Raw genomic sequence first — 24,155 nt, forward strand, 5'->3', positions numbered from 1 at the left:
GGGGTTTTACCGAGTGGCTAGTCGATCACTTGGTCGACGGGCCCACGCGGACCGTGATCGTCTCGCCGTTCCTCGGCTCCTTGACGACCTCGATCTTGGTGTTGGTGTCAGTGACCTTGACGCCGGCGCGCGCGGTCTCCTCGAACCAGTACGTGCCCTTGCGGTCGTCGAAGACCGGGTTGCCCCGCTGCGAGCGGACCCAGGTGCGCTCACCCTTGAGGTGCAGCGGGAAAGCGTCCGTCCGGTACGTTCCGAAGGGGGAGTCGTACGACTGGATGCGGTTCCGCATCAGGGTGCCGTTGTTCCACTTCAGCGGGGTCGGGTGGGCGTCGATCGGGAGGATCAGGCCCTCACCCGGGTGCTGGGAGGTGTTGTTGTCCTTGTGGGACAGGTCCCACTTCCAGATGAGCAGACCGTTCTGGTACGGGTAGTGCTCGACCCAGCTCGCCTTGTCGCCGGTCCAGCCGAAGTTGTACGGGCCGACCTTGAGGGTGGCGTCGTACGAGACGTACTGGCGGTTCTCCGCGATGTAGTACTGCTCGTAGTCCTGGGTGAAGCCCTTGCCCATGCGGGTGAAGCCCTTGGCCGTCCAGCCGTTGTCGCCGTTCTCGGCGTCGTCCGAGAAGACGGTGGCGCCGTCGGCGGTCAGGGTGATGGCGTCGGCCGCGAAGCCCTTGAGCGCGAGGCCGCCGTCCGTCTGGTAGCGGAAGCGCAGGTCGAACTTCTTGCCCGCGTAGGCGCTCAGGTCGTAGGCGAGGTTCTTGTACTCGCCGGAGACGCTGGAGAGCGCCGGGGTGCCGGACGCGTCGCGGTCGATCGGCTCGCCGTTGGCGGTGCCGTCCACGGCGGTCCAGTTGGCGCCGCCGTCCGTGGACACCTCGGTGTAGAGGTAGTCGTACTCGGCCTCGATGTCGTACCAGCCCTTGAGCTCCAGGGTGGCGGACGACTTGCCGGTCAGGTCGACCGGGCGGGTGAGGGTGTTCTTGAGGTCGTCGCCCATGCCGGACCACCACTGCGTGGCGCCCTCTGCGGGGGCGACGATGTCGGTGGTGACGGCCTTCTTCGGCAGCTCGACGACGAGCGCCTGCGGGTTCTTGGTGTTGTACTCCGCCACGCCCAGCTTGTGCTTGGACTTCGTCGCGCGCTGCTCGTTGCTCACCTTGGTGTAGTTGAGCCAGCCGAGCTGGAGCTTGTCCCAGGCGTTCATGTCGCCGGGCATGTCGCCGATGGAGTCCTTGCCCAGGCCCAGCCAGGAGCCGGAGGACATCAGCGACCAGTAGCCGGTCGAGTTCTCGCCGCCCGCGGTGTCGTAGAGGTCCGGCAGACCGAGGTCGTGGCCGTACTCGTGGGCGAAGACGCCGAGGCCGCCGTTCTCGGGCTGCACGGTGTAGTCGCCGACCCAGATGCCGGTGTCGCCGATCTCCGTGCCGCCGGCCTTGTTGTTCTCCGGGCCGGTCTTGCCGGCGTTGGTGCCGTAGGCGTACCAGCGGTGGGCCCACAGGGCGTCGCCGCCCTGGACGCCGCCGCCGGCCGACTCGTCCTCGCCCGCGTGGACGATCTGGAAGTGGTCGATGTAGCCGTCGGGCTCGTTGAAGTCGCCGTCGCCGTCGTGGTCGTAGCGGTCCCACTTGTCGTACTGGGCCAGCGTCGCCTTGATCTCGGCGTCGGTCTTGCCCTTGGCCTTCTGGTCGGCGGCCCAGGCGTTGACGCCGTCGCGGACCACGTCCCACACGTTGCCGCAGTTGCTCTGGCCGCAGTAGTTCGAGCCGTAACGGGCCTCGTTGTACGGGACCTTGACCCAGTCGGAGACCATGCCGTCGACCGAGTAGCGGCCCGAGGACTGGCGCTCGTAGTAGGTCTTCAGAGAGTGCTTCTGCTGACCGGTCTTCGGGTCCTTGCCGGTGCCGAAGTACAGGTCCTGGAAGTGCTTCTGGTTGTAGTCGGCCTGCCACGCGGTCGAGTTGTCCTTCGACCGGTCGGGCTCGGCTATCTCGTTGTGCAGCGGGCCGGGCGTGCCGCCGTACTTCGGCTTCAGCTCGTCCGTGTCGTCGTCCTTGCGGTCGACGAGGGTGGTGGTGTCCACCTGGTCGCCGAACTCGACCAGGACGGTGAAGATCTGGTCGGTCTTCTCGCGGCCGAGCTCGACGTACTTCTTCTTGCCGAGCTTCACGACCTGCGAGCCGCCGCGGCGCTCGACCTTGGCCTCGCCCTTGAGGACGGCCTCCAGGGCGGCCTCGCGCTGCTGCGCCTGCTGCTCGCTGAAGGGGCCTTCGAGGTCGTGGTCGACCGTGGTCTTGTCGGCTTCGTTGCCCGGCGCGGGGTCCTGGCGGACGTCCGCCGCCGTGATCCTGCCGTTCTCGTTCGCCCAGGCGGTGCTGAAGGTCGAGGCGGTGGCGGCGGTGGCCGCGAGCGCCACGACGACCGCGGACGCCCGAATGGCCCGTCGTCTGTTGGTCACTTGGTGTCGTTCCTCCCCGGCGCCCGCGCCTCCGGACCAGAAGGTGGGGTGTCCGTCCGGCGGGGTCGCGCGTCACAAGTGACGACATTCGACCGGAGAGAGACGAGAAAAGACAGACCTTGACTTGCACACACCAAGTGCACTATGCGGGTGTCAGAATCCGATATGCGGACACTCGAACCGGTGAAGAGAGAGGAAAGTCACGGTGCCGGAGGGCTCTTGGCCCGCTCCGTGACCCCCGTGCGCCCCCCGTGCTCCGGCCCCATGGGCCGGGTCACGCTTACCCGCCGTTCCGCCCGGGCATCGAGCGTCGTAGAGTCGGCCGAGGGTCCGGGAGTCCGGAGGGGACGGTATCCGTCATGCAGCGTCCGAACGCAGCGCAGTACGCCTACGGTTCGGCCGTCGTGGTCCTCGCGACCGCCGCGCTCCTGCTCCTGACCGGCGCCACAGGACCACCCGGCATCGCCGTCTGCTGCCTCGCCGGTCTGCTGCTCGGCGTGCTCGTGGCGGTGACGATGCCCGGCGGGACGCGGCCCGTCAAGTCCCCCGGCACCACACCCGCTCCGTCGGCGGCGGAGTCCGGGAACGACGCGGCCCGGACACCGGCCGCGCAGGTGGGCGCGGGAGCCGATGCCCGGACCGGTCGGTGAGGGCGGTGAGGCCGGCGGGTCCGTCCGTTCCGCGGGCGGCTACTGGGGCACGGTGACGACCACCGTCTTCGCCGCCTTGTCGTGCAGACCCTGCTTGTAGGGCTTGTCGACCAGGATGAGGATGAGGATGAGCAGCGGCCAGAGACAGGCGCAGCAGATCAGCGCGGGCAGCCAGAGCACGACCGCCCGCAGCAGCGACTGGCTCATCGGGGGCGTGGAGCCGTCGTTGAGCATCGCGACCCGCAGCTTCATCAGTCGCTTGCCGACGGTCTGCCCGTTCCGCGCCGTGAGCACGGTGTCGTACGTGACGTAGGCGACGATCGTGAGGAGCTGGAAGACCAGCTGGCCGCCCCCGGTCCAGGTGGTCTGGAATTCGTCGCCGTCCACCGTCACCCGGTCGTAGACGTCGAACGGGATGCCGATGAGCGCCAGCGGCACCGAGACGATCAGCCAGTCGACGAGCCGGGCGAGGATGCGGCGCCCCGACTCGGCGAGCGGCGGCATCCCGGAGAGCGGGTCGGTGCCGCCGTACCCCCCGCCGTAGCCGCCGTACGGGGGCGGGGGCGGGTACGGGGAGTCGTACGGGCTCCCCGGCGGCGGGCCGCCCGACGGCGGGGGCCCGGGCGGCGGGGAGTCCGGCGGGGGCTCCTGGGGCCGCTTGCGGAACGGGTCGTCGTCGGGGGGCGGGCCGGTCGGCGGCTGGTCGGTGCTCATGGGGGCATCGCATCCCGGCCGTCCGGGGCCCGCAACGGCTGGGCCCCCGTCCGGGGGACCCGGCCCCGGCGGCGTCAGGCCCTGGCGACGAAGGTGCGGGCGGCCTTGTCGTGCCAGCACTGGCGCCACGGGCGGTCGAAGACGCACCACAGCACGTTCAGGACGCCGACGACCAGCAGGCCCAGGAAGGTGTACAGGAACCAGCGGCGCAGCGACCGGCCGAAGGACGGCGGCTCGTGCGCCTCGATGTCCCTGACCTGGACGCCGCACAGCTTCTTGCCGAGCGTGCGGCCCCACTTGGCCGTGGGCAGTGCCTCGTACAGCACGCCGAGGACGAGCAGCAGGCCGAGCACGATGCCGAACTGGACGGAGGTGGTGCCGTCGACCAGCCAGACCTGGACGGTGACGCCGGAGCGCTTGGCCGCCTCGATCTTGGCCTCGATGTGGTCGAGCGCGGAGGTGACGAAGGGGAAGGCCGCGCCGGCCGCCATCGCGCCCACGAGGAGGGTGTCGACCAGCCGGGCGAGCAGCCGGCGGCCGAGCCCGGCCGGGGGCGCGGACGCCTGCTCGCGCGCGGCCCGGAGGAAGGGGTCCTCGACCGGCGGCTTCCACGGCACGACCGGCTGCTGGGCCTGCTGCGGCTCCGGGGCGGCGGGCTGCTGGGGCTGCTGGGGCTGCTGGGGCTGAGCCCAGGAGGGCGTGGCGGGGGCCGGTGCCGGAGCGGGGGCCGGCTGGGGCTGCGGCTGTACGGGCGCGGGAGCCGGGGCGGGGGTCTCGCGGACGGGCGCCGGGGCCGGGGCGGGCGCCGGAGTGGGCGCCGGGGTGACGGGCATACCGCCGAGGCGGGCGGGGCCGCCCCCGGTGCGGGGGTCGGCGGTACGGGGATCGGCGGCCGGGGCGGGCGCCTCGGCCTGCGCGGGGGCGGCCGGCCACTCGACCGGGGACCTCGGGTCGGGCACGGCGGGCGCGGGGGCCGGCTCGGCGGCCGGGGCGGGCGTGGCGGGTTGCGGCGCGGCCCAGGCCGCCGGCCGGTCCTGCCCGTCGCCGTGACCGGGCTGCCGGGAGATGTCGGGGGTGGACTGCCGGGAGGCGTCGGCGCGCCAGGCGGCGGCCGGTTCGCGGATGAGCGGCTCCTCGTCGAAGAAGACGGGCCCGGTCTCCTCGACGGCGGCCGGCGCGGGCTCAGGGGCGGGCGCCGGTACGGGGGCCGGCGCGGGGCTCGGGGCGAGGACCGGCCCGGCCGGGAGAGCGGAGGCGGGCGGGACCGGTGCGGCCTCGCCGTCCTTCGGTGCGGGCCGGCTCGTGCCGGGCACCCACGCGCCGCCGTTCCAGTACCGGATGTATCCGGGGATCGACGGGTCCGGGTAGTACCCCGCCTGCGGTACCTCGCCGCCGCCTCCGGGAGGAGTAGCCACTGCCCCGACTCCGTTCAGTCACAACGCCCAAGAATCCGCGCGGCTCCGCGCACGGTCTGCCGCACCCAAGAAGGCACAGTAACGAAGAACCTCCCCGAGGGAGGAAAGAGCCCGCGAGAAAGCCCGCCTTCGGACGACACAGGGCGGAATCCATCACTCCATGTGATGTTCGGGCCCGCGGCCGAAGGGCAGGGGAAGGGGCCGGAAAAAATTTCCGGGAAAACTTCCCGAAGTCGCGTAATGGACCCGGGAGACCGCGCTCTCTCCAGGTGAAGGCCCGTCCGGGGCCCAGCCGAGAGCGAGAGGCAGCAGTCATGCGGAACCACACCGAGCACACCACCGTCGAGCGCGAGCTGGAGCTGAAGCTGGTGCTCTCCCCCGAGCGTTCGATCCCGGTGCCGGCCCGGCTGGCCTACCGCACCGACGACCCGTACGCGGTGCACATCACCTTCCACGTCGGCTCCGACCACCCGGTGCACTGGACCTTCGCCCGCGAACTGCTCGTCGAGGGCGTCTTCCGGGCCTGCGGCCACGGGGACGTGCGGATCTGGCCGACGAAGGTGGAGAACCGCAGCGTCATCCTGATGGCGCTCTCCTCCCCCGACGGCGACGCGCTCCTGGAGGCGCCGTCGGCGCAGGTGTCCGCCTGGCTGGAGCGGACCCTGCGGACGGTCCCGCCGGGCACCGAGTCGGACCTGCTGGGCATCGACGACGGCCTGGCCGAGCTGCTCGCGACCACGGTGGTCGGCGACGACCTGTGGCTGCGCGACCCGTGGCCGTCGGACGAGTCGCAGGACGGCGAGCTGTGAGGGCCCGCTCCTGGTGTCCGTACCGGCGGATTCAGAACAGCTTTCCGGGGTTGAGCAGTCCCAGCGGGTCGAAGACGCGCTTGATCTCGCGCTGGAGCTCCAGGCCCACGGGGCCGAGTTCGCGGGCCAGCCACTCCTTCTTGAGGACGCCGACGCCGTGTTCGCCGGTGATGGTGCCGCCGAGGGAGAGCCCGAGCGCCATGATCGCGTCGAAGGACTCGCGGGCGCGCCGGGACTCGTCCTCGTCGGCGGGGTCGAAGCAGACGACGGGGTGGGTGTTGCCGTCGCCGGCGTGGGCGCAGACGCCGATGGTGAGCGCGTGCTTCTCGGCGATGGCGGTGGTGCCCGCGAGCATCTCGGCGAGCCGGGTGCGGGGCACGCAGACGTCGTCGATCATCGTGGCGGGCCGGAGGGTCTCCAGGGCGGTGAGGGAGAGCCGGCGGGCCTGGAGGAGGAGTTCGGACTCGGCGGCGTCGGCGGCGGGCACGACCTCGGTGGCCCCGGCGGCCGTGCAGAGCTCTCCCACTGCGGCGAGGTCGGCGGCCGGGTCGGGGGTGTCGAAGGCGCACAGGAGCAGCGCCTCGGTGGTCTCCGGGAGGCCCATCCGGGCCACGCGGTTGACGGCCTGGACGGTGGTGCGGTCCATGAGTTCGAGGAGTGAGGGGGTGTGGCCGCGCTCCATGACCGCGCAGACGGCGGCGCAGGCGGCGTCCGTGGAGGGGAACTCGGCGGCGAGGACGAGCTGGGCGGGCGGCTGCGGCTTGAGCGCGAGGACGGCCTTCACGACGATGCCGAGGCTGCCCTCGGAGCCGACGAAGAGCCGGGTGAGGTCGTATCCGGCGACGCCCTTGGCGGTGCGGCGGCCGGTGGTGAGGAGACGGCCGTCGGCGAGGACGACGTCGAGGCCGAGGACGTACTCGGCGGTGACGCCGTACTTGACGCAGCACAGGCCGCCGGAGGCGGTGCCGATGTTGCCGCCGATGGTGCAGGACTCCCAACTGGAGGGGTCGGGAGGGTAGTACAGGCCGTGCTCGGCGACGGCCCGGGACAGCACGGCGTTGATCACGCCCGGTTCCACCACGGCGACGCGGTCCACCGGGTCGATCTCCAGGATCCGGTCCATCTTGACGAGGGAGAGCACGATGCAGCCCTCGGAGGCGTTGGCGCCCCCGGAGAGTCCGGTGCGGGCGCCCTGCGGCACGACCGGGACGCGGTGCCCGGTCGCGGTCCGCATGACGTGCCGGACCTGTTCGACGGTGCGGGGCAGCACGACGGCCGCGGGGGTGCCGGCCGTGCAGAAGCCCGCCATGTCGTGGGAGTAGGAGGCCGTGACGTCCGGGTCGGTGAGGACGGCGTCGGCGGGGAGTCCGGCACGGAGGGCCGCGTGGAGCGTCGGAAGATCGTCCATGGTTCCAGCGTGGCACCCGCCGCCATCGGTGTGAACCCGCCGGGGCGGGCGGCCGGTGTGGTCTTCGTACGAGCGGGGGCGGGCGCACAGTGAGGCGCATGAGCCCCATGAAGAGCCAGAACGTGTCGCGGGCGGTGCTCGCCTCCGGGGTGGGCGCGGTCCTCGCGGCGACGGCGCTGCTGTACCTGCCGGAGTTCCTGGACCGAGGCGCGCCGCCGCGCCCGCCGGGCCCGGTGGAGCGGGCGGTGAGCGCGGCGCACGCGGGCGCTCCTGCGGCCCTGCCGGACCTGGTGGCGCTGATCGGGGACCGGGAGGAGTGGCTGCGGGGGCATCCGGACGACGCGTCGTCGTGGGCGGTGCTCGGCGCGGCCTATACGGAGCGGGGCGTCCGGCTCGGGGACGTACGGGATCTGCCGCGGGCCGAGCGGGCGCTGGACCGGTCGCTGGCCGAGCTGCCGGCGGCCCGGGGGAACGTGGACGCGCAGCTCGGGCTCGGGAGGCTCGCGGCGGCGCGGGGCGACTGGAAGGGCGCGAAGGAGTGGGGCGAGCGGGTGCGGAAGGCCGCGCCGAAGCGGTGGAACGCGTACCCGCTCCTGGTCGAGGCGTACACCGGGCTCGGGGAGCACGCCGCGGCCCGCAAGGCGCTGGAGAGCCTGGAGAAGCTGCGGGGCGGGGCGGTGGTGCGGGGCCTCGCGGCGCAGGGGTACCGGGACCGGGGGTGGCGGGAGGACGCCGACGCGACGGCGCTCGACGCGGCGGCGCTGGCGGTCACGGACGCGGAGAAGGCGGCGGCCCACACCCGGCTGGGGCAGTTCGCGTGGGAGCGGGGCGAGCCGGCGGAGGCGCTGGAGCGGTACGGGACGGCGCTGCGGTTCGTACCGGATCACGGTCCCGCCCTCGCGGGCCGGGCGCGGGCCCTTGCGGCGCTCGGGCGGTCGGAGGAGGCGCAGCGGGAGTGGCGGGCGGCGCTGGACCGGCAGCCGCTGCCGGAGTACGTCCTGGAGGCCGGGGAGCTGGCCGAGGCGCTGGGCCTGGACGGTGACGCGGGGGCGGCGTACGAGCGGCTGCGGGGCGGGAGTTGGGCCTTGGGGTCGACGGAGGTCGTCCTCGGGCTCCTGGACGCCGACCACGGGGATCCGGCGGCGGCGGTGGCCCGGCTGCGGGCGGCGTGGGCGAAGGGCCACCGGTCGGTGGCGGTGGCGGACGCGCTGGGCTGGGCGCTGTACCGGGCGGGCGAGCCGGAGCAGGCTCTGCCGTACGCGCGGCGGGCCGTCGACGAGGGGCCGCGCAGCGCCCCGTACACGTACCACCTGGGCGAGATCGAGCGGGCGCTCGGCCGGACGGGCCCGGCGCGGCGGCACCTGGAGGAGGCGCTGCGGATCCACCCGTCGTTCTCGCCGCTGCACGCGCCGCTGGCGGAGGCGGCGCTGGCGGGGCTCGGTGAGCCTGATCCGGGTGTGGTCCCGAAGGACGCGCTGCCGGTGAAGGCCGTTCAGTCCGTGAAGTCCGTGCAGTCCGTGCGGGGGAAGAGGGTGTGAGTTCGCGTCCGGGGCGGGCCCCGTGCCCCGCCCCGGACGCTTCGAGCCGGTGGTGGGCGGTCCTTACAGGTTGCCGCGCTTCTCCTGCTCGCGCTCGATGGCCTCGAAGAGGGCCTTGAAGTTGCCCTTGCCGAAGCCCATGGATCCGTGGCGCTCGATCATCTCGAAGAAGACGGTCGGGCGGTCCTGGACCGGCTTGGTGAAGATCTGGAGCAGGTAGCCGTCCTCGTCGCGGTCGGCGAGGATCCGCAGCTCGCGCAGCTCGTCGATCGGCACGCGGGTGTCGCCGACCCACTCGCCGAGGGTGTCGTAGTACGCGTCCGGGACGGACAGGAACTCGACGCCGGCGGCGCGCATGGCGCGGACGGTGGCGACGATGTCGTTGGTGGCGAGGGCGATGTGCTGGACGCCGGGGCCGTTGTAGAACTCGAGGTACTCGTCGATCTGCGACTTCTTCTTCGCGATCGCCGGCTCGTTGATCGGGAACTTCACCTTCTTGGTGCCGTCCGCGACGACCTTCGACATGAGCGCGGAGTACTCGGTGGCGATGTCGTCGCCCACGAACTCCTTCATGTTGGTGAAGCCCATGACGTTGTTGTAGAAGGCGACCCACTCGTTCATCTTGCCGAGCTCGACGTTGCCGACGCAGTGGTCGATCGCCTGGAAGGTGCGCTTGGCCGGCGGCTCGACGATCGGGGCGGCGGCGGTGTACCCGGGGAGGTAGGGGCCGGTGTAGCCGGAGCGGTCGACGAGGGTGTGGCGGGTCTGGCCGTAGGTGGCGATGGCGGCGAGGACGACGGTGCCGTGCTCGTCCTTGAGCTCGTACGGCTCCACCAGGCCGGTGGCGCCCTGGGCGACGGCGTGGGCGTAGGCGGCGCGGGCGTCCGGGACCTCGATCGCCAGGTCGATCACGCCGTCGCCGTGCTCGGCGACGTGCGCGTCGAGGAAGCGGCCCCAGTCGGTGGTCGCCTTGATGACGGAGGTGAACACGAAACGGGCGGAGCCGTTGGTGAGGACGTAACTGGCGGTCTCGCGGCTGCCGTTCTCCGGTCCGGAGTAGGCGACCAGCTTCATGCCGAAGGCCGTGGAGTAGTAGTGCGCGGCCTGCTTGGCGTTGCCGACGGCGAAGACGACCGCGTCCATGCCCTTCACCGGGAAGGGGTCGGCCTCACGCGCGGTGGAAGGGGTGTGGTCAAGGATCTCAGTCATGGCAGCAGCGTCCCGCCGACCCGCAAGCTGCGCAATAGTTCGTTGTTCCACTGGTCAATGTGTACAGCGACCAGCGAGTATGGGCGGACGACTTGTACATCATGACCACTTGGAGGGTCCCATGGCGATCGATCATCTGGACGGCCGGCTGATCGTGCTCCTGGCGCGCGAGCCGAGGATCGGCGTCCTGGAGGCGTCCCGCCGCCTCGGCGTGGCCCGCGGCACGGTCCAGGCCCGCCTCGACCGCCTCCAGGCGAGCGGTGTGATCAGCGGCTTCGGCCCGCAGGTGGACCCGGCGGCGCTCGGCTACCCGGTGACGGCCTTCGCGACGCTGGAGATCAAGCAGGGCCAGGGCGCGGACGTACGCGAGCACCTGGCGACGGTCCCGGAGGTCCTGGAGCTGCACACCACGACGGGCCACGGCGACATGCTCTGCCGGCTGGTGGCCCGTTCGAACGCGGACCTCCAACGGGTGATCGACAAGGTGGTGGCCTTCGAGGGGATCGTGCGGGCCTCGACGGCGATCGTGATGGAGAACGCGGTGCCGCTGCGGATCATCCCGCTGGTGGAGCAGGCGGCGGGCGGGGAGCCGGGGTAGGCCCTGGCGGCACGCAAAGAAGGCGTTGCAAAGAAACCCTTGCAACACCTTCTTTGCATGTCTACGCTCAGGGCATGCCCGAGAAGGACGAGAAGGACGAGAAGACCGCGAAGGCTCCGCAGAAGCACGACACCCGGATGCTCGACCCGCGTTCCCTGCGCGGCCTCGCCCATCCGCTCCGCATCCAGCTCCTCCGCACCCTGCGCCACCAGGGCCCCGCCACCGCCTCCCGGCTCGCCGAACGCCTCGGCGAGTCCAGCGGCGCCACCAGCTACCACCTGCGGCAGCTCGCCGCACACGGCTTCGTCGAGGACGACCCGGCCCTCGGGAAGGGGCGGGAGCGGTGGTGGAAGGCCGTACAGCAGGGCATCAGCTGGGACGAGTCGCTGTACCACGACCCCGATCCCGAGGTGCGGGGCGCCGCCGACCTCCTCCTGCACGAGGTCGCGACCAACCACACCCAGGAGCTGTCGACCTGGATCGCCACGCGTGACGACTGGCCCGACGGCTGGGCCGGCGCGTCGGACATGAGCGACTTCACGCTGCGGCTCCCGCCGGGGGCGCTGCGGGAGCTCACGGCGCGGATGCACGCGCTGATCGACGAGTACCGGGACGCGCCCGAGGCGGAGGCGCCGGACGCCGCGCGCGTACGACTCCACCTGCACGCCTTCCCGCAGCGCGAGGACTGAGCAGGACGGGGCCGCCGCGCACCCGCACCACGCACCCGCACCGCCCACCACCACGGAAGGGACCGCGAGACCATGCATGCCGACGTCCACCACCTGCTGCACCGGATGACCGCCGCCGAAGCCCACCGGAAGGCCGCCGCCGCGACTCGGCCGACCCCGCTCCGGGTCCAGCTCGGCCGCCGCCTCGTCACCTGGGGCCTCCGCCTGTCCGGCCCGGCCGACCTCACGGTCACCCTCGCCGCATGACCGCCCCGGGGGGACCGAAAACGAACAGGACCGACAGGCCCGACAGGCCCCACAAGCCCGACAAGAAACCCCTGTTCACCGTCCTGGCCGCCAACGCCATCTCCATCAGCGGCAATTCACTCACCCTCATCGCCGTCCCCTGGTTCACCCTGGAGACCACCGGCAGTCCCGCCAGGGCCGGCCTCGTCGCCTTCTGCGCCGCCCTGCCCGTCATCGTCTCCGCGCTCGCCGGCGGACCCGTCATCGACCGGATCGGCCGCCGCCGGGTCTCCATCGGGTCGGACCTCGTCTGTGCCCTCGCGCTCGTCGCCGTCCCGCTGCTCAACCACGCCGGTGTGCTCCGGTTCTGGATGCTGTGCGCGCTGATGGCCGTCACCGGTCTCTTCCACGCCCCCGGCGAGACGGCCCGCAACGTCCTCACGCCCGACCTGGCGAAGCGGGCCGGTACTCCGCTCTCCCGCGCCACCAGCTTCTACGACGCCGTCTCGCGCGGCGCGCGGATGACCGGTGCGGCACTCGCCGGTCTGCTCGTCGCGCTCGTCGGGGCCGACACCGTGCTGTACGTCGACGCCGCCACCTTCGCCGTCTCCGCGCTCCTCGTCCTCGTCGGCCTGCGCGGGGTGCCGGCCGCCGAACCGGCGCGCGGGGCGCCGCCGTTGTCCTTCGCCGTGTACCGGGCCGACCTGCGCGAGGGGTACGCGTTCATGCTGCGCACCCGGCTGCTCGTCGGCGTCAACCTCATGGTGATGGTCACCAACGGTCTGTCCCTGAGCTGGAGTTCGGTCCTGCTGCCGCTGCACGCCCGGGAGCACCTGGGCGGGCCGGCCGCCCAGGGCCTGCTCGTCTCCGTCTTCGGCGGCTGCGCCCTCGTCGGCGCCCTGCTCTACGCGGCGGTCGGCCACCGCTTCCCGCGCCGCCCGGCCCTCGCGGCCGGCTTCCTGCTCTGCGGCGCGCCCGTGTTCGTGACGGCGGCCGTCACCGACACCGTCCCGCCCCTGCTCGTGGTGATGGCGCTCGGCGGGCTCGGCGTGGGGGTGCTCAACCCGATCCTCGGCGCCGTCTTCTACGAGATCGTCCCCGAGGGGCTGCGCAGCCGGGTCGGCGGCGCCAGTACGGCCAGTGTGCTCCTGGCGGCCCCGCTCGGCGGCCTCGTCGGCGGCCACATGGTCGAGCGGGCGGGCCTCACCGCGACCCTGTTCGCCCTCGCCGGGGTGTACTTCCTGGCCACGCTCTGCCCGCTGGTCCTCCCCGCCTGGCGGGCCATGGACACACCCGCCGGTGGGACCGGGGCTCTCAGCAGCTCGGGACCTTCGACTCCTGCCCCTGCTCCAGCGCCCGCAGGGAGTCCACGGCGTCGCTGAGGGTGTCGACGGGGACGAGGCGCAGGCCGGCGGGGAGTTCGGCCTCGGCGTCCGCGCACTCGGCCTTGGGCACGAGGAAGACGGTGGCGCCGTCGCGGGCGGCGGCCTGGGTCTTGAGGGAGACGCCGCCGACCGCGCCGACCTTGCCGTCCGGCGCGATCGTGCCCGTACCGGCGACGACCTTGCCGCCCGTGAGGTCGCCGCCGTCACCGTCGCCGTCGAGCTTGTCGACGACGCCGAGGGCGAACAGCAGGCCGGCGCTGGGGCCGCCGACGTCGGCGAGGTGGAGGTCGACCTTCACCCGCGCCGGGTCGAGCTCCAGGTAGCGGAGGGCGGCGACGGAGGCGGCGTCCTGGGACTGCTTCATCTGGCCGAGGTTGTGCTCCTCGATCTCGGCGTCCGACTTGCCCGGCGGGTAGACGGCGTCGTGCGGCAGCACCGCCCGGTCCGTCCGGAACCAGGCGTCGGCCACGTCCGCGAGGTCCACCTCCGTGCCGGGGGCGGTGGCGAGGATGGTCGTCATGCGCAGCTGGCCCGTGGTCGGCCGGACCGGGGCGCCGGTGATCGTGATGATCTCCCGCCCCTTGTCCTTCCCCAGGACGTCGGCGGTGGACCCCGGCTGGGCGATGGCGAACGGCAGCGGCGCGAGCCCCGCCACGGCGATCAGCGCGACGACGGGCACGGCGCACGCCGCGAGCACACGGGACCGGGACATGCGGGAGAGACGGGAGAGCACGTCCCCAATCTACTGGGCGGGGGTACGGGCGCGGGTGTGGCCCAGGGTGTGGGCGAAGAAGCCGCGCAGCTCCCGGCGGACGGTCGCGAAGGACGCCGCCGCGTCACCGGGGCCGGTCAGGCCGTGTCGGCGACGGCCCGGATCCGGGGGTCGCGGGCGGCGAGGAGGGCGGCGGCGGTGCCGCCCGCGGAGTGCCCGTAGATCCCGGTCCCGGCCCCGGTCCCCGTCCGGCGCGGGCCGTACGGGAGGAGGCCGCCGAGGCGGTCGAGGACGAGGCGGAGGTCGGCGACGCGGGTCTCGGTCATCGTGCGGAAGGTCTCCGGGTCCGGCGGCCCGTACAGGACGGTCTCGCGGACCGTCCCGTCGGCCGTCTCCACCTGGCTCGCCTCGCCGGGGTGGTCGACGAGGACGACGACCGTGCCGTGGCTCGCCAGGTCCTCGGCGAGGCCGGTGCCGAGGGTGCGGGCGTCGCCGCCGCCGGACGTGTACAGCACGACCGGCCCGCACCCGGGCAGCGACGGGGCGCCCGCGTGCGCGTGGGTGAGCGTCCCGGCCCAGTCCACCCCGGCGGCCGGCAGCCCCGGACGGGCTGCGCGAGCTGCCCGAAGACCAGTGCCTCGCCCGGGGTGAGCTGTGGCACGCGGGGGAAGCCGGTGACGGTCCGGGCCGGGTACACGACGCTGACGACGACCTGACGGGCCCCCAGAGCCGGCTCCCGGGGGTCGGTGCGGGACGGGTCGGTGAGGGTGTGCCGGACGGTGCCGACGAGGTGCGGGCCGGCACCGGCGTGGGTCAGGTCCCTGCACGCGGGCGGGGCGGAGGGGTGGGAGACGCTCGCGCGGGCGCAGCGGGCGGCGTACGGGGCGGTTCTGGCGCCGGTCTGGGGGCGGGTGCAGGACCTGCACCGGGCGGAGTTCGCCCGGCACGCGGTCGCCCTCGCGGAGGGCGGGCCCGAGGCGGCTCCGGCGGCCCTGGCGCCGGGTTCGCGGCTGCGGGGCGGGGTGTGGGAGTGGCCGGGCGGGGCCGGGGAGGTACGGCTCGGGGGGCGGGGCCTGGTCCTGCTGCCGACCTTCCACTGGCGGGGTGCGCCACTCGTGCAGGACGTGCCGGGGCGGCCGGTGGTCCTGGCGTACCCGGCGGGGCCCGGCCTGCCTCCCGTACCGGAAGACCTTGGCCGCCCGGAGGAGGCTCTGGCGGGGGTTCTGGGCGGTACGCGGGCGGCTCTGCTGCGTGCTCTGCCGGGGCCGCGTACGACCACCGAACTGGCCGCCGCCCTGGGGGGCTCGGCGGCCACGGTCTCGGCCCACACCGCGGCCCTGCGCGGCGCCGGTCTCCTGACGACGGCCCGCACGGGCCGCTCGGTCCACCACTCCCTGACCCCGGTCGCGGAACTGCCGCTCCGGTGACAGGGGCACCCGTGCCGGTACGGGTGCCCCTGCCGGGTGTCAGCGCAGGGCGTCCGCGACCTCGCGGGCCGCGTCCACGACGCGGGGGCCGACGCGCTCCGGCACCGCGTCGGCGAGCATGACGACGCCGACGCTGCCCTCCACGCCGGTCACGCCGACGAGAGGCGCCGCCGCCCCGCTCGCGCCGGCCTCCAGCTCGCCGTGGGTGAGGGTGAACCCCGGTTCGGTCAGGCTGCCCTGGCGGGCGGCGAGGATCGCCCGGCCGGCCGCGCCCCGGTCCAGCGGGTGGCGGAAGCCGGCCCGGTAGGCCACGTGGTAGTCCGTCCAGGTGGGCTCGACGACGGCGACGGCAAGCGCCTCCGCCCCGTCGACGAGCGTCAGGTGCGCGGTCGCGCCTATGTCCTCGGCGAGCGAGCGCAGGGCGGGCAGCGCCGCCTCGCGGACCAGGGGGTGGACCTGACGGCCGAGGCGCAGCACGCCGAGGCCGACGCGGGCCCGGCCGCCGAGGTCGCGGCGGACGAGGGCGTGCTGCTCCAGGGTGGCGAGCAGACGGTAGACCACCGTCCGGTTGACGCCGAGTCTGTTGGACAACTCGGTGACGGTCAGGCCGTGGTCGGTGTCGGCGAGCAGTTTGAGGACTCTGAGTCCTCTGTCGAGCGTCTGGGAGGTTTCCGCGGTCACGACGCCCTCTCCTTCGAAGGTGAGTGACGGCGGCTCCCACGGGTTCGCGGCGCCGGTCCCGTCGGCGACGCACGTCAGAGGCCGCCGGCAGGAAGGGGTACACCGGCTGCGCTCCGCGGCGGCGCTGCCACGGGGCGGTTGCTTTGTGCCGGGACAGTAGCGACCCGCTCCGCTCAGCGGAAGACCTCGTCCAGAATCCGGGCGCGGGCGACCGGATGCGGTCGGTTCGGGTCCTTCGTCGGTCCTCCTCGGGACTTCGGCGGACAAGAACGGCTATGTCGTGCGGGTGGTGCGGGAAGCGGGAAGGGCCCGTACGACCGCTGTCGTACGGGCCCTTTCGAGGCGTCCGCGGTATCCGCGTCCGGGCTCACCGCATCCGGGTGGCCCACTCCTGCACCTTCTTGATCCGCTCGCGGATCTGTCCCGCGGTCGCCTCGGCGCTCGGCGGGCCGCCGCAGACCCGCCGCAGCTCGGTGTGGATCACGCCGTGCGGCTTGCCGCTCTGGTGGACGTAGGCGCCGACCATCGTGTTGAGCTGTTTCCGCAGCTCAAGCAGCTCCTTGTGGGAAACGACGGGCCGCCGTTCCGCCGGAAGCTCCAACAGGTCCGCCTCGGTGTCCGGCTTCCTGCGGCTGTGCGCGATCTGCCGGGCCTGCCGCTTCTGCAACAGCAACTGCACCTGGTCGGGTTCGAGGAGGCCGGGGATGCCGAGGTAGTCCTGCTCCTCCTCGCTGCCGGGGTGGGCCTGCATGCCGAACTCGGCGGCGTTGTAGAGGACGCGGTCGAAGACGGCGTCGGACTCCAGCGCCTCGAAGGGCAGCATGTCCTGCTCGCCGGTGGCCGCGTCTGCTTCGTCCCGCTGCTTCTCGGCCTCCGCCATCTCCTTCTCGGACTCGGCGTACGGGTCCTCCTCCTCGCCCTCCTTCTTCGGCCGGTCGAGGACGTGGTCGCGCTCGACCTCCATCTCGCTGGCGAAGCCGAGGAGGCTGGGGATGGTGGGAAGGAACACGGACGCGGTCTCGCCGCGCCTGCGGGATCGTACGAAGCGGCCGACGGCCTGGGCGAAGAACAGCGGCGTGGAGATGGTGGTCGCGTACACGCCGACGGCGAGCCGGGGCACGTCGACGCCCTCGGACACCATGCGGACGGCGACCATCCACCGGTCGGTGTTCTCGCTGAACTCGTCGATGCGGCTGGACGCGCCGGCGTCGTCGGAGAGGACGACGGTGGCCTTGGTGCCGGTGATCTCGCGGATCAGCTTGGCGTAGGAGCGGGCCGAGTCCTGGTCGGAGGCGATGACGAGGCCGCCCGCGTCCGGGATGGACTTGCGGACCTCGGTGAGCCGCTGGTCGGCGGCGCGCAGCACGTTCGGCATCCAGTCGCCGCGCGGGTCGAGGGCGGTGCGCCAGGCCTGCGAGATCGCGTCCTTGGTCATCGGCTCGCCGAGCCGGGCGGCGATCTCGTCGCCCGCCTTGGTGCGCCAGCGCATGTTGCCGCTGTAGGAGAGGAAGATGACCGGCCGGACGACGCCGTCGCCGAGCGCGTTCCCGTACCCGTAGGTGTAGTCGGCGGAGGACCGCCGGATGCCGTCGTTGCCCTCCTCGTACGTGACGAAGGGGATGGGGTTGGTGTCGGAGCGGAAGGGCGTGCCGGTGAGGGCGAGCCGGCGCGCGGCGGGCTCGAAGGCCTCCAGACACGCCTCGCCCCAGGACTTGGAGTCACCGGCGTGGTGGATCTCGTCGAGGATGACGAGGGTCTTGCGCTGCTCGCAGCGGTTGCGGTGCAGCATGGGGCGCACGCCGACGCCGGCGTAGGTGAGGGCGACCCCGTCGTACTCCTTGCTGAGCGGCCCGGCGCTGTACTCCGGGTCCAGCTTGATCCCTATCCGCGCCGCGGCCGCCGCCCACTGCTTCTTCAGGTGCTCGGTGGGGGCGACGACCGTGACCTGCTGCACCACGTGGTGGTGCAGCAGCCAGGACGCGAGGGTCAGGGCGAAGGTGGTCTTGCCGGCGCCGGGCGTGGCGACCGCGAGGAAGTCACGGGGCTGCTCCTGGATGTACTTCTCCATCGCGCCCTGCTGCCAGGCTCGCAGCTTGTTGGCGGTGCCCCAGGGAGCACGGCCGGGGAAGGCGGGAGAGAGGTGATGAGAGGAGGTGGCGGTGGTAGTCACGATCTCCGGTCACGGTTCGACGCTCGTCCAGACGCTCGTCCAGATATGACAACCGGGCCACCTTACCGGCGGCCCGGTTCGGACCACGCGCGAACGCCCCGGAGCGGTGCGGGGTGCGACGGCTCTCACACCTCGGGCCCCTCGGGCCCCTCGGGCGGGAGCAGCGCCCGCAGCTCCTGGGCGATCGCCTTCACCTCGTCCGTACGGCCCGTGGCCACGTCGATGACCAGCCGTTCCGCCGCGTCGATGTCCGGCCGGAGCTGGACGCCGTTCATCGCCAGGAACGTCACACAGGACAGCCAGGCCGTCCGCTTGTTGCCGTCGAAGAACGGGTGGTTGATCGTGAGGGACTGCAGGAGGGCCGCGGCCTTGTCGAGAAGACCCGGGTAGGCCTCCTCGCCGAACATGGCGGCCGACGGCCGGTGAACGGCCGATTCGAGCAGCCCCACGTCCCGAACGACGATGTCCTGGTCATCGACCGCGTACTCGGCGATGGCCAGGACATCCTCGGCGGAGAGGTAGACACACGTCACTTGAGGCGCTCCATCAGCTCGTGCCACTTGGCGGCCTGCTCCATGGCCGTCTTCCGCACGATCGCCTGCTGGGCGGTGCGCGCCAGGTAGTCGTCGACCGCCTGGAGGAGTATGGCGTGCATGCTGGTGCCCTCCTGTTCCGCGCGGAGCTTGAGCGCTTCGGTCTGGTCGTCGCGGAGACGCAGGTTCATAGCCATACCAGAACGGTACCACCGAGTGGGGCCAGAGTGGTACCACTCAAACGGGTGGCTCCGTCAGGCCGCCCCCCGCAACCGCGTCGCCACCCACGCCCCCACCGCCGCGACCCCCGCCATCGGCAGGAAGACGACGGCGAAGGCACCGGGATGGGAGGCCCCGGCGGCGGCCGAGGCGCCCGAGCCGACCGCATGGCCGACCGCCCCGCCGCCGAGGGCGGCGAAGGCCGCACCCCCCGCGGCGAGCAGCAGCACGTTCGAGAGCCCGTCGGAGATCTGGAGCGCGGCGGAGTTCGCCCCCGTCTCCTCCGGCGGCGACAGCTTCATCAACAGCACGCTCGTGGAGGCGATCACCGCCCCCATCCCCAGGCACCCGAAGCCCCAGGCCACGGCGACCACCCACACCGGCACGCCCGGCAGCAGCACGCTCGGCGCGGCGGCGATCGCGACCGCGACGAGCAGCATGCCGAGCACGACCAGGCGTTCCCGGTACGGCTCCGTCCACGGCCGCGACTGGATCCAGGACCCGAGCGCCCAGGTCAGGCCGCCGAGCGCGAGCGAGAGCCCGGCGAGAGTAGGACTGAGCCCCCGCTGGGTGACGAGCATCAGCGGCACGAAGGACTCGGCGGCGATGAAGGACCCGGCGGCCACGCCCCGCAGCAGCACCACGGCCGGCAGCCCGCGCGCGGCCCGCACCGTACCGCGCGGCAGCAGCCCCCGTACGGCGGGCACCAGCAGCGCGGTACCGACGGCGGCGGGCAGCAGCGACAGCCAGCGCAGCTCCTGCCCCGCGTACTGGAGCAGCCCGGCGCCCGCCGATATCGCGAGCGCGAGCAGGATCCGCCGCCGGTCCCAGGCCGCGACCGGCGCCGAGGGGTCGGCGGGCCCGGAGGCGGTCCGCCGGATCGCGGGAAGCGCGAGGGCGAGCGGCCCCACGACGAGCACCGGAATACCGACGAAGACCCACCGCCACCCCAGCTGCTCGGTGATCGTCCCGGAGGCGAGCGGCCCGACCACGGACGGTACGACCCAGCTCGCCGCGAAGGCCGCCATGATCGCGGGCCGCAGGTGCTCGTCGTACGCCCGGCTGACGACCACGTACAGGGCGACGATGACCAGCCCGCCCCCGAGCCCCTGCACGGCCCGCCCCAGAATGAACACCCACATCGCGGCGGCCGTCCCCGACAGCAGCAACCCGACCGCGAAGGCACTGATCCCCGCCGTCAGCGGCACCAGCGGCCCCTTCCGGTCGGACCACTGCCCGGCGACGACCATCCCGAAGAGGCTGGTGGTGAAGTAGGCGGAGAAGGCGAAGGCGTAGACGGAGATCCCGTCCAGCTCCCGCGCGGCCACCGGCATGGCGGTCCCGACGGCCGTCGCCTCGAAGGCGATGAGCAGCACGACGGACACGATCCCGATGCTGAGCGCCCGATGGGCGGCATCCAGGACGGAGCCGCGAGGGGCGGGAGGGGATGGAGGAAGGGATGCGGGGTCCGGGCCGACGGCGGTCTCGGCCTCACTGGGTTCAAGGGCGCTCATCCCCCCAGAGTAAGAGGTGTAGCCCTGGATGACCCCTGTCAGGAGACCGGTCCCGTCTCGGTCCGGGGACCTACGTCCGGCGCCCGAGCGTGAATGGCGTGCGGCATGCTCCCGAGGCACGCCCGCCAGCCTGAGCCTGGCCGACGGCGCTCTTGACGGTGCTCAGCCGAGCGGGCGACGCTCGTGCAACCGGACGCAACCGAGTAGTCAGGGAGCAAGGTCATGGCTCTACTGTTCTTCGGCAAGGACCCCAACAGCAACGGCGACAACTGTCCCAGCGTGTGGGTGGACGAGACATCGGCGGATCTTGTCCTTCAGGGCTGGAAGGCCGACGAGGCGACGGAAGCGGAATGCCTCAAGGTGGGCAGCATCCCCGAGACCGAGGGCGTGGTCCGCATCCCTGCGAGCATGGTGGATCAGATCAGGAAGGCGTGTGATGAAGCCGAACAACGTGCCGCCGTTCAGTGAGTTGATCGCGGGGTGCCAGAGGTCGGCCGTCCACCTGGAGCTGCGCGACTCGTACGGCATCGCCTCGGAGGACGAGGACTTCGCCGAGTGGCGGGAGCTGGGAGAGATCAGCCCCGCGTCGGTCGAGCGTCGCCGTGACTGGCTCGACCTGGTGAAGGAGACCGTGGGCCGTGGCGTCGTCATGCGCCGCGCCCGGGTCGTCTCCGTGCCGGTCAGCGAGTACATCCGGTACGAGTACGCGGGCACGTATCTGAACGTCGAGGCCGGGGAGTTGATCCGCTGGCTTCCTCGCCCCGAGGCCGCCACGCTCGCTCTACCTGGTGCCGACTTCTGGCTGTTCGATGATCACCTGATCCGCTTCGGCCACTTCGCCGGGAACGGGGATTTCGTGAGCCACGAGCTGAACGACGACCCCGAAGTGGTCAAAATGTGCGCCGCCGCGTTCGAGTCGGTCTGGACTCGCAGTACACCCCACGAGAGGTTCACGGTCTGACCCGCTCCAGCGGTTCGCAACCAGCTCATGCCCAGTTATCAGTCTTCCAGTGTCGAGGCCGCGCGCAAGAACGTCGCCGCACGTCTGCGAGAGGTCCGCCGCGACTCCGGACTGAAGGGGCATGAGCTGGCGGCGTTCTGCGGGTGGAACAAGTCCAAGGTCTCCCGGATCGAGAACGCGATCACGCCCCCGTCCGACGCGGACATTCGCGCCTGGTGCGCTGGTTGTGGTGCGGACGACCAGGCCCCGGACATCATCGCCGCGTCTCGCACGGCCGACTCCATGTATCTGGAGTGGAAGCGGCTCCAGCGCACCGGCCTGCGGCAGCTGCAAGAGTCTCGCGTCCCGCTGTATGAGCAGACCAAGCTTCACCGGGGCTACGCCTCGCACGTCATGCCGGGCCTGTTCCAGACGCCAGCGTACGCGTCCGCCCTGCTGGAGGCAGTAGGGCGGTTCCATAGGACCCCGAAGGACACGGCCGAAGCGGTGGCGGCCCGGATGTCCCGAGCCGACGTACTCCGGAAGCCGGGGCACCGCTTCACCTTCCTGCTGGAGGAATCCGTCCTGCGGTACCAACTCGGCGACGCCGAGTGCATGGCCGGCCAGCTCGGACACCTGCTGTCGATCATGTCGCTTCCCGCCGTCTCCCTCGGCGTGATCCCGTTCGCAGCCCGAGACCGGGGCATGTGGACCCTGGAGACGTTCGACGTCTTCGACGACCAACGGGTACATGTGGAACTTCTGACGGCACAGGTGACGCTCACCGCGCCAGGTGAAGTCGCCATGTACGTGAGGGCCTTCGGAGATCTCCGAGGCCTGGCCGTGTACGGCGCCGAGGCGCGTGCGCGCGTGGCTGACGCCCTGGCCGCGCTGGGCTGAGAACTCGCGTGCAACCGCGTAGAACTCCCTTGGGCCCGGCGTCGCCGCGTCCCTAGCGTTGTCGTCATGCAGACGGCGCGAGGGAGGTGGCCATGACCGTCACTGCTCCGGTGCGTCCGAGACGAACGAGCCTCGACCCAGCACGGTGTAGAGCCGTCCCTCTTCCCTCAGGGCAACCACGGCCTTCTGCACGGTCGACGGCACCACGTCCAGTTCGGCGGCCAACTGGTTCACGGCAGGGAACCGCTCCCCTGCCTTCCACTCCCCGGCATCGAGCCGTCGACGGAGTTCATCGGCTACCTGCGGCCATACGGGCTTGCTGCGGTCGAGATCCATAAAGCCAGGCTCTGCGTATCCACGTTTTCACGCGACCGCGTATACGCGAATACACATATGCGCGTATGCTCAGAGTGAGCGACAACAGAAGACCCCGGCGAGGTGGCTGGACCTCCCGGGGCGTGGCCGACCACCCAAGGAGTGACCGACGTGCGTAGCGTACTTGCCCTGATTTTCGCTTGGCTCATGCCCTCCACGGGGAGGCGTCGAGCCGCCCCACAGGATGCGCCGACGCAGCACACCTCTCCCACGAATTCGCCGACGGCACGGCTTCTGATCACGCGGCGCGTCGTCCCCCTCTCCCGTTCTCTCCGCGAGCCGGAGTACCTGCGTGGCGAAGACGTGGAACTGGTCCGCCCGTACTACGCCCGACACCTCCAGGAGCAGGAACGGCTTCTCCAGCGGGACCGCCGTACGGCTCTACTCCTCGCCACCGTCGGCCTCGACTTCCAGGGGGTACCGGCATGAGCCAGACCGCGCGACAGCACACCGCCCCCGTGCGCATGTGCGCGGACTGCGAGCGGATCACCGATCGGCCGATCCTGATCCGCTCCGTCGAGCAGGGGTCGGGACCGGGCTGGAGCCTGTACGCCTGCCCCGGCTGCGCTCCGCGCCACCTGACCGCCGACGAGGCACGCTGCCTGTGGATCGAGCACGTCGAAAGGTGCGCCCCCTGCGTGACCGAGGAGTGCCCGGTCGGCTCGGCGCTGCGGGGACGGTTCGTTCCAGAGCCCGAGACCCCATGACGGCACCGCCACAGCGGAAGAAACGAGCCGGGCGCACCGGCTACGTCGAGAGGCTGCCCAACCTCATCGAGTGGTTGGACACCATCTCCACCACGTGCGGAGCGTGCGCCGGGCACCGAACGGTCTGGTGCCCCGAATGCGCCGGGTTCATGGGCTGCGAGACGTGCAGCCACACATACAAGGTCGCTTGCCCCCAATGCGCCGGCGGCAAGCGCGAAGGCTGGCGCCCCTGGTGACGCACCCGGCCTGACACAACGGCGGGGCTGGCGTGAGACTCATGTCTCACGCCAGCCCCGCCCCCGTCCATGGCGGCTCCCTGTGGTGCCGTCCCGAACTTCGGGACTACTCGGGCTTGGGCTTGAAAACAGGCTTCTCGGTCAGCCCCGCATCGTTCTCACAGCCGAGCTTCCTGACCACAGCGAGAGCCACGGAGTGAAGCACAGTCAGATTGGCCTCACGTATCGCAACAGTGTCCGGCGGGAGGGGGATGCCGATGTCAACCGTGCCCCGAATCTGGGCCGGCCGCTTCTCCGAGCCTTTGAGCCGAGGGCTCACACACTCCAAGAAGAGGTACGCCTTTCTGTAGCCGGCCTGTACCTCTCGCCCCATGTCGTACGGGTACAAATGGGCGCCCCTGACCTCCCCGAACAGGTCGCTTTCGTCATACAGACCGAACTCGACGTTGAGTTCGGGCCTGCCGTCGGTGTCCTGGACTGTGCACATCGGCGGATGGCTCGATCGCCGTTCACCCTTCGCCTGGTCCTCCGTCAGCTGCTCCACTGCCCGTTGGAGTCCACCGCTTGAGGCCGGATTGAACTTCTTCGTCTTCAAGACTGTTTCGAGCGCCTTGGCGGCGTCGACCGAGAGTGTGTCGTCGCA

27 protein-coding genes are annotated in these 24,155 nt (G+C 72.0%); 13 read left to right on the plus strand and 14 right to left on the minus strand.

All coding sequences use genetic code 11. From position 1 onward, the window contains the following. Positions 1 to 25: 25 nt before the first annotated feature. Positions 26 to 2,458 (minus strand): immune inhibitor A domain-containing protein, encoded by a 2,433-nt coding sequence (locus QK442_RS21255; RefSeq protein WP_282695580.1) that lies wholly within the window; start codon positions 2,456 to 2,458, stop codon positions 26 to 28. 359 nt (positions 2,459 to 2,817) lie between these two features. Here QK442_RS21255 and QK442_RS21260 point away from each other — a divergent pair, with 359 nt between their 5' ends. Next, positions 2,818 to 3,108, plus strand: coding sequence for a hypothetical protein (locus tag QK442_RS21260; protein WP_282695581.1), 291 nt, complete (start codon positions 2,818 to 2,820; stop codon positions 3,106 to 3,108). Between the two features lie 39 nt (positions 3,109 to 3,147). On the opposite strand, the gene QK442_RS21265 is transcribed toward QK442_RS21260, so the two are convergent. Both QK442_RS21265 and QK442_RS21270 read right to left on the minus strand, forming a co-directional pair. Then, positions 3,148 to 3,822 (minus strand): RDD family protein, encoded by a 675-nt coding sequence (locus tag QK442_RS21265; protein ID WP_282695582.1) that lies wholly within the window; start codon positions 3,820 to 3,822, stop codon positions 3,148 to 3,150. Positions 3,823 to 3,896: 74 nt separating this feature from the next. Next, a complete protein-coding gene (locus QK442_RS21270) occupies positions 3,897 to 5,237 on the minus strand; it encodes an RDD family protein (RefSeq protein WP_282695583.1) in 1,341 nt (446 codons plus the stop codon). 314 nt (positions 5,238 to 5,551) lie between these two features. On the opposite strand from QK442_RS21270, the gene QK442_RS21275 reads away from it, so the two are divergent. Continuing rightward, positions 5,552 to 6,046 carry an SsgA family sporulation/cell division regulator gene (locus QK442_RS21275; RefSeq protein WP_282695584.1) on the plus strand — a complete coding sequence of 165 codons (495 nt, stop codon included), beginning with the start codon at positions 5,552 to 5,554 and terminating at the stop codon, positions 6,044 to 6,046. Positions 6,047 to 6,077: 31 nt separating this feature from the next. On the opposite strand, the gene QK442_RS21280 is transcribed toward QK442_RS21275, so the two are convergent. Further along, complete coding sequence (locus tag QK442_RS21280; RefSeq protein WP_282695585.1) at positions 6,078 to 7,454, minus strand: FAD-linked oxidase C-terminal domain-containing protein; 1,377 nt, start codon at positions 7,452 to 7,454, stop codon at positions 6,078 to 6,080. A 98-nt stretch (positions 7,455 to 7,552) separates the two neighbouring features. On the opposite strand from QK442_RS21280, the gene QK442_RS21285 reads away from it, so the two are divergent. Continuing rightward, entirely contained in the window at positions 7,553 to 8,992 is a 1,440-nt protein-coding gene (locus tag QK442_RS21285; RefSeq protein WP_282695586.1) for a tetratricopeptide repeat protein, read from the plus strand. A 63-nt stretch (positions 8,993 to 9,055) separates the two neighbouring features. Here the strand turns inward: QK442_RS21285 and hppD are convergent, their stop codons facing one another. Beyond that, positions 9,056 to 10,201, minus strand: a complete 1,146-nt coding sequence (gene hppD / locus QK442_RS21290; protein WP_282695587.1) for a 4-hydroxyphenylpyruvate dioxygenase — start codon at positions 10,199 to 10,201, stop codon at positions 9,056 to 9,058. Between the two features lie 121 nt (positions 10,202 to 10,322). On the opposite strand from hppD, the gene QK442_RS21295 reads away from it, so the two are divergent. The 4 genes from QK442_RS21295 (at position 10,323) to QK442_RS21310 (ending at position 13,095) form a co-directional block, all read left to right on the plus strand. Further along, positions 10,323 to 10,799 (plus strand): Lrp/AsnC family transcriptional regulator, encoded by a 477-nt coding sequence (locus QK442_RS21295; RefSeq protein WP_282695588.1) that lies wholly within the window; start codon positions 10,323 to 10,325, stop codon positions 10,797 to 10,799. Positions 10,800 to 10,873: 74 nt separating this feature from the next. Beyond that, positions 10,874 to 11,488, plus strand: a complete 615-nt coding sequence (locus QK442_RS21300; protein WP_282695589.1) for a helix-turn-helix domain-containing protein — start codon at positions 10,874 to 10,876, stop codon at positions 11,486 to 11,488. A 72-nt stretch (positions 11,489 to 11,560) separates the two neighbouring features. After that, positions 11,561 to 11,734, plus strand: a complete 174-nt coding sequence (locus QK442_RS21305; RefSeq protein ID WP_282695590.1) for a hypothetical protein — start codon at positions 11,561 to 11,563, stop codon at positions 11,732 to 11,734. After that, positions 11,731 to 13,095 carry an MFS transporter gene (locus QK442_RS21310; protein WP_282695591.1) on the plus strand — a complete coding sequence of 455 codons (1,365 nt, stop codon included), beginning with the start codon at positions 11,731 to 11,733 and terminating at the stop codon, positions 13,093 to 13,095. The genes QK442_RS21305 and QK442_RS21310 overlap by 4 nt, the downstream gene beginning before the upstream one ends. On the opposite strand, the gene QK442_RS21315 is transcribed toward QK442_RS21310, so the two are convergent. Together QK442_RS21315 and QK442_RS21320 are read right to left on the minus strand one after the other, a co-directional pair. After that, positions 13,028 to 13,810 carry a S16 family serine protease gene (locus QK442_RS21315; RefSeq protein WP_282695614.1) on the minus strand — a complete coding sequence of 261 codons (783 nt, stop codon included), beginning with the start codon at positions 13,808 to 13,810 and terminating at the stop codon, positions 13,028 to 13,030. The genes QK442_RS21310 and QK442_RS21315 overlap by 68 nt on opposite strands. Positions 13,811 to 13,947: 137 nt before the next feature. Next, entirely contained in the window at positions 13,948 to 14,325 is a 378-nt protein-coding gene (locus tag QK442_RS21320; RefSeq protein ID WP_282695592.1) for a hypothetical protein, read from the minus strand. 264 nt (positions 14,326 to 14,589) lie between these two features. Between QK442_RS21320 and QK442_RS21325 the strand changes: the two genes are divergently transcribed. Then, complete coding sequence (locus tag QK442_RS21325) at positions 14,590 to 15,237, plus strand: winged helix-turn-helix domain-containing protein (RefSeq protein ID WP_282695593.1); 648 nt, start codon at positions 14,590 to 14,592, stop codon at positions 15,235 to 15,237. A gap of 39 nt (positions 15,238 to 15,276) precedes the next feature. On the opposite strand, the gene QK442_RS21330 is transcribed toward QK442_RS21325, so the two are convergent. The 5 genes from QK442_RS21330 to QK442_RS21350 form a co-directional block, all read right to left on the minus strand. Beyond that, positions 15,277 to 15,918, minus strand: coding sequence for a helix-turn-helix domain-containing protein (locus QK442_RS21330; RefSeq protein WP_282695594.1), 642 nt, complete (start codon positions 15,916 to 15,918; stop codon positions 15,277 to 15,279). Positions 15,919 to 16,285: 367 nt separating this feature from the next. Further along, positions 16,286 to 18,088, minus strand: coding sequence for a DEAD/DEAH box helicase (locus tag QK442_RS21335; RefSeq protein ID WP_282695595.1), 1,803 nt, complete (start codon positions 18,086 to 18,088; stop codon positions 16,286 to 16,288). A 125-nt stretch (positions 18,089 to 18,213) separates the two neighbouring features. Next, positions 18,214 to 18,621, minus strand: coding sequence for a type II toxin-antitoxin system death-on-curing family toxin (locus QK442_RS21340; protein ID WP_282695596.1), 408 nt, complete (start codon positions 18,619 to 18,621; stop codon positions 18,214 to 18,216). Further along, entirely contained in the window at positions 18,618 to 18,818 is a 201-nt protein-coding gene (locus QK442_RS21345; protein WP_030221768.1) for a ribbon-helix-helix protein, CopG family, read from the minus strand. Before QK442_RS21345 ends, QK442_RS21340 begins: the two co-directional genes overlap by 4 nt. A gap of 57 nt (positions 18,819 to 18,875) precedes the next feature. Next, a complete protein-coding gene (locus QK442_RS21350) occupies positions 18,876 to 20,354 on the minus strand; it encodes an MFS transporter (protein WP_282695597.1) in 1,479 nt (492 codons plus the stop codon). Between the two features lie 222 nt (positions 20,355 to 20,576). On the opposite strand from QK442_RS21350, the gene QK442_RS21355 reads away from it, so the two are divergent. Genes QK442_RS21355 through QK442_RS21365 form a run of 3 tightly spaced genes read left to right on the plus strand, consistent with a single transcriptional unit; the run spans position 20,577 to position 22,194 of the window. Then, positions 20,577 to 20,822, plus strand: coding sequence for a hypothetical protein (locus tag QK442_RS21355; protein WP_282695598.1), 246 nt, complete (start codon positions 20,577 to 20,579; stop codon positions 20,820 to 20,822). Beyond that, positions 20,791 to 21,315, plus strand: coding sequence for a DUF6879 family protein (locus QK442_RS21360; RefSeq protein ID WP_282695599.1), 525 nt, complete (start codon positions 20,791 to 20,793; stop codon positions 21,313 to 21,315). Before QK442_RS21355 ends, QK442_RS21360 begins: the two co-directional genes overlap by 32 nt. Before the next feature lie 27 nt (positions 21,316 to 21,342). Continuing rightward, on the plus strand, positions 21,343 to 22,194 hold the full coding sequence (locus tag QK442_RS21365; RefSeq protein ID WP_282695600.1) for a helix-turn-helix transcriptional regulator: 852 nt from the start codon (positions 21,343 to 21,345) through the stop codon (positions 22,192 to 22,194). A gap of 99 nt (positions 22,195 to 22,293) precedes the next feature. On the opposite strand, the gene QK442_RS21370 is transcribed toward QK442_RS21365, so the two are convergent. Then, entirely contained in the window at positions 22,294 to 22,530 is a 237-nt protein-coding gene (locus tag QK442_RS21370) for a GntR family transcriptional regulator (RefSeq protein WP_282695601.1), read from the minus strand. A gap of 342 nt (positions 22,531 to 22,872) precedes the next feature. Here QK442_RS21370 and QK442_RS21375 point away from each other — a divergent pair, with 342 nt between their 5' ends. After that, positions 22,873 to 22,998: a hypothetical protein gene (locus QK442_RS21375; protein ID WP_282695602.1), complete on the plus strand. Its 126-nt coding sequence runs from the start codon at positions 22,873 to 22,875 to the stop codon at positions 22,996 to 22,998. Further along, positions 22,995 to 23,276, plus strand: coding sequence for a hypothetical protein (locus QK442_RS21380; protein WP_282695603.1), 282 nt, complete (start codon positions 22,995 to 22,997; stop codon positions 23,274 to 23,276). Before QK442_RS21375 ends, QK442_RS21380 begins: the two co-directional genes overlap by 4 nt. A gap of 342 nt (positions 23,277 to 23,618) precedes the next feature. Here the strand turns inward: QK442_RS21380 and QK442_RS21385 are convergent. Further along, a partial coding sequence (locus QK442_RS21385; protein WP_282695604.1) for a hypothetical protein occupies positions 23,619 to 24,155 on the minus strand: 537 nt, incomplete at its 5' end.

It is taken from the genome of Streptomyces sp. CC208A (assembly GCF_030010625.1).
GTDB lineage: Bacteria > Actinomycetota > Actinomycetes > Streptomycetales > Streptomycetaceae > Streptomyces.

What these genes read in the sequence shown, in the direction of transcription:
- QK442_RS21260 (WP_282695581.1), top strand. Translation starts at nt 2,818, where the DNA reads ATGCAGCGTCCGAACGCAGCGCAGTACGCCTACGGTTCGGCCGTCGTG.
- QK442_RS21265 (WP_282695582.1), bottom strand. Translation starts at nt 3,822, where the DNA reads ATGAGCACCGACCAGCCGCCGACCGGCCCGCCCCCCGACGACGACCCG.
- QK442_RS21275 (WP_282695584.1), top strand. Translation starts at nt 5,552, where the DNA reads ATGCGGAACCACACCGAGCACACCACCGTCGAGCGCGAGCTGGAGCTG.
- QK442_RS21280 (WP_282695585.1), bottom strand. Translation starts at nt 7,454, where the DNA reads ATGGACGATCTTCCGACGCTCCACGCGGCCCTCCGTGCCGGACTCCCC.
- QK442_RS21285 (WP_282695586.1), top strand. Translation starts at nt 7,553, where the DNA reads ATGAGCCCCATGAAGAGCCAGAACGTGTCGCGGGCGGTGCTCGCCTCC.
- hppD (WP_282695587.1), bottom strand. Translation starts at nt 10,201, where the DNA reads ATGACTGAGATCCTTGACCACACCCCTTCCACCGCGCGTGAGGCCGAC.
- QK442_RS21295 (WP_282695588.1), top strand. Translation starts at nt 10,323, where the DNA reads ATGGCGATCGATCATCTGGACGGCCGGCTGATCGTGCTCCTGGCGCGC.
- QK442_RS21300 (WP_282695589.1), top strand. Translation starts at nt 10,874, where the DNA reads ATGCCCGAGAAGGACGAGAAGGACGAGAAGACCGCGAAGGCTCCGCAG.
- QK442_RS21305 (WP_282695590.1), top strand. Translation starts at nt 11,561, where the DNA reads ATGCATGCCGACGTCCACCACCTGCTGCACCGGATGACCGCCGCCGAA.
- QK442_RS21310 (WP_282695591.1), top strand. Translation starts at nt 11,731, where the DNA reads ATGACCGCCCCGGGGGGACCGAAAACGAACAGGACCGACAGGCCCGAC.
- QK442_RS21315 (WP_282695614.1), bottom strand. Translation starts at nt 13,810, where the DNA reads ATGTCCCGGTCCCGTGTGCTCGCGGCGTGCGCCGTGCCCGTCGTCGCG.
- QK442_RS21345 (WP_030221768.1), bottom strand. Translation starts at nt 18,818, where the DNA reads ATGGCTATGAACCTGCGTCTCCGCGACGACCAGACCGAAGCGCTCAAG.
- QK442_RS21350 (WP_282695597.1), bottom strand. Translation starts at nt 20,354, where the DNA reads ATGAGCGCCCTTGAACCCAGTGAGGCCGAGACCGCCGTCGGCCCGGAC.
- QK442_RS21355 (WP_282695598.1), top strand. Translation starts at nt 20,577, where the DNA reads ATGGCTCTACTGTTCTTCGGCAAGGACCCCAACAGCAACGGCGACAAC.
- QK442_RS21360 (WP_282695599.1), top strand. Translation starts at nt 20,791, where the DNA reads ATGAAGCCGAACAACGTGCCGCCGTTCAGTGAGTTGATCGCGGGGTGC.
- QK442_RS21365 (WP_282695600.1), top strand. Translation starts at nt 21,343, where the DNA reads ATGCCCAGTTATCAGTCTTCCAGTGTCGAGGCCGCGCGCAAGAACGTC.
- QK442_RS21370 (WP_282695601.1), bottom strand. Translation starts at nt 22,530, where the DNA reads ATGGATCTCGACCGCAGCAAGCCCGTATGGCCGCAGGTAGCCGATGAA.
- QK442_RS21380 (WP_282695603.1), top strand. Translation starts at nt 22,995, where the DNA reads ATGAGCCAGACCGCGCGACAGCACACCGCCCCCGTGCGCATGTGCGCG.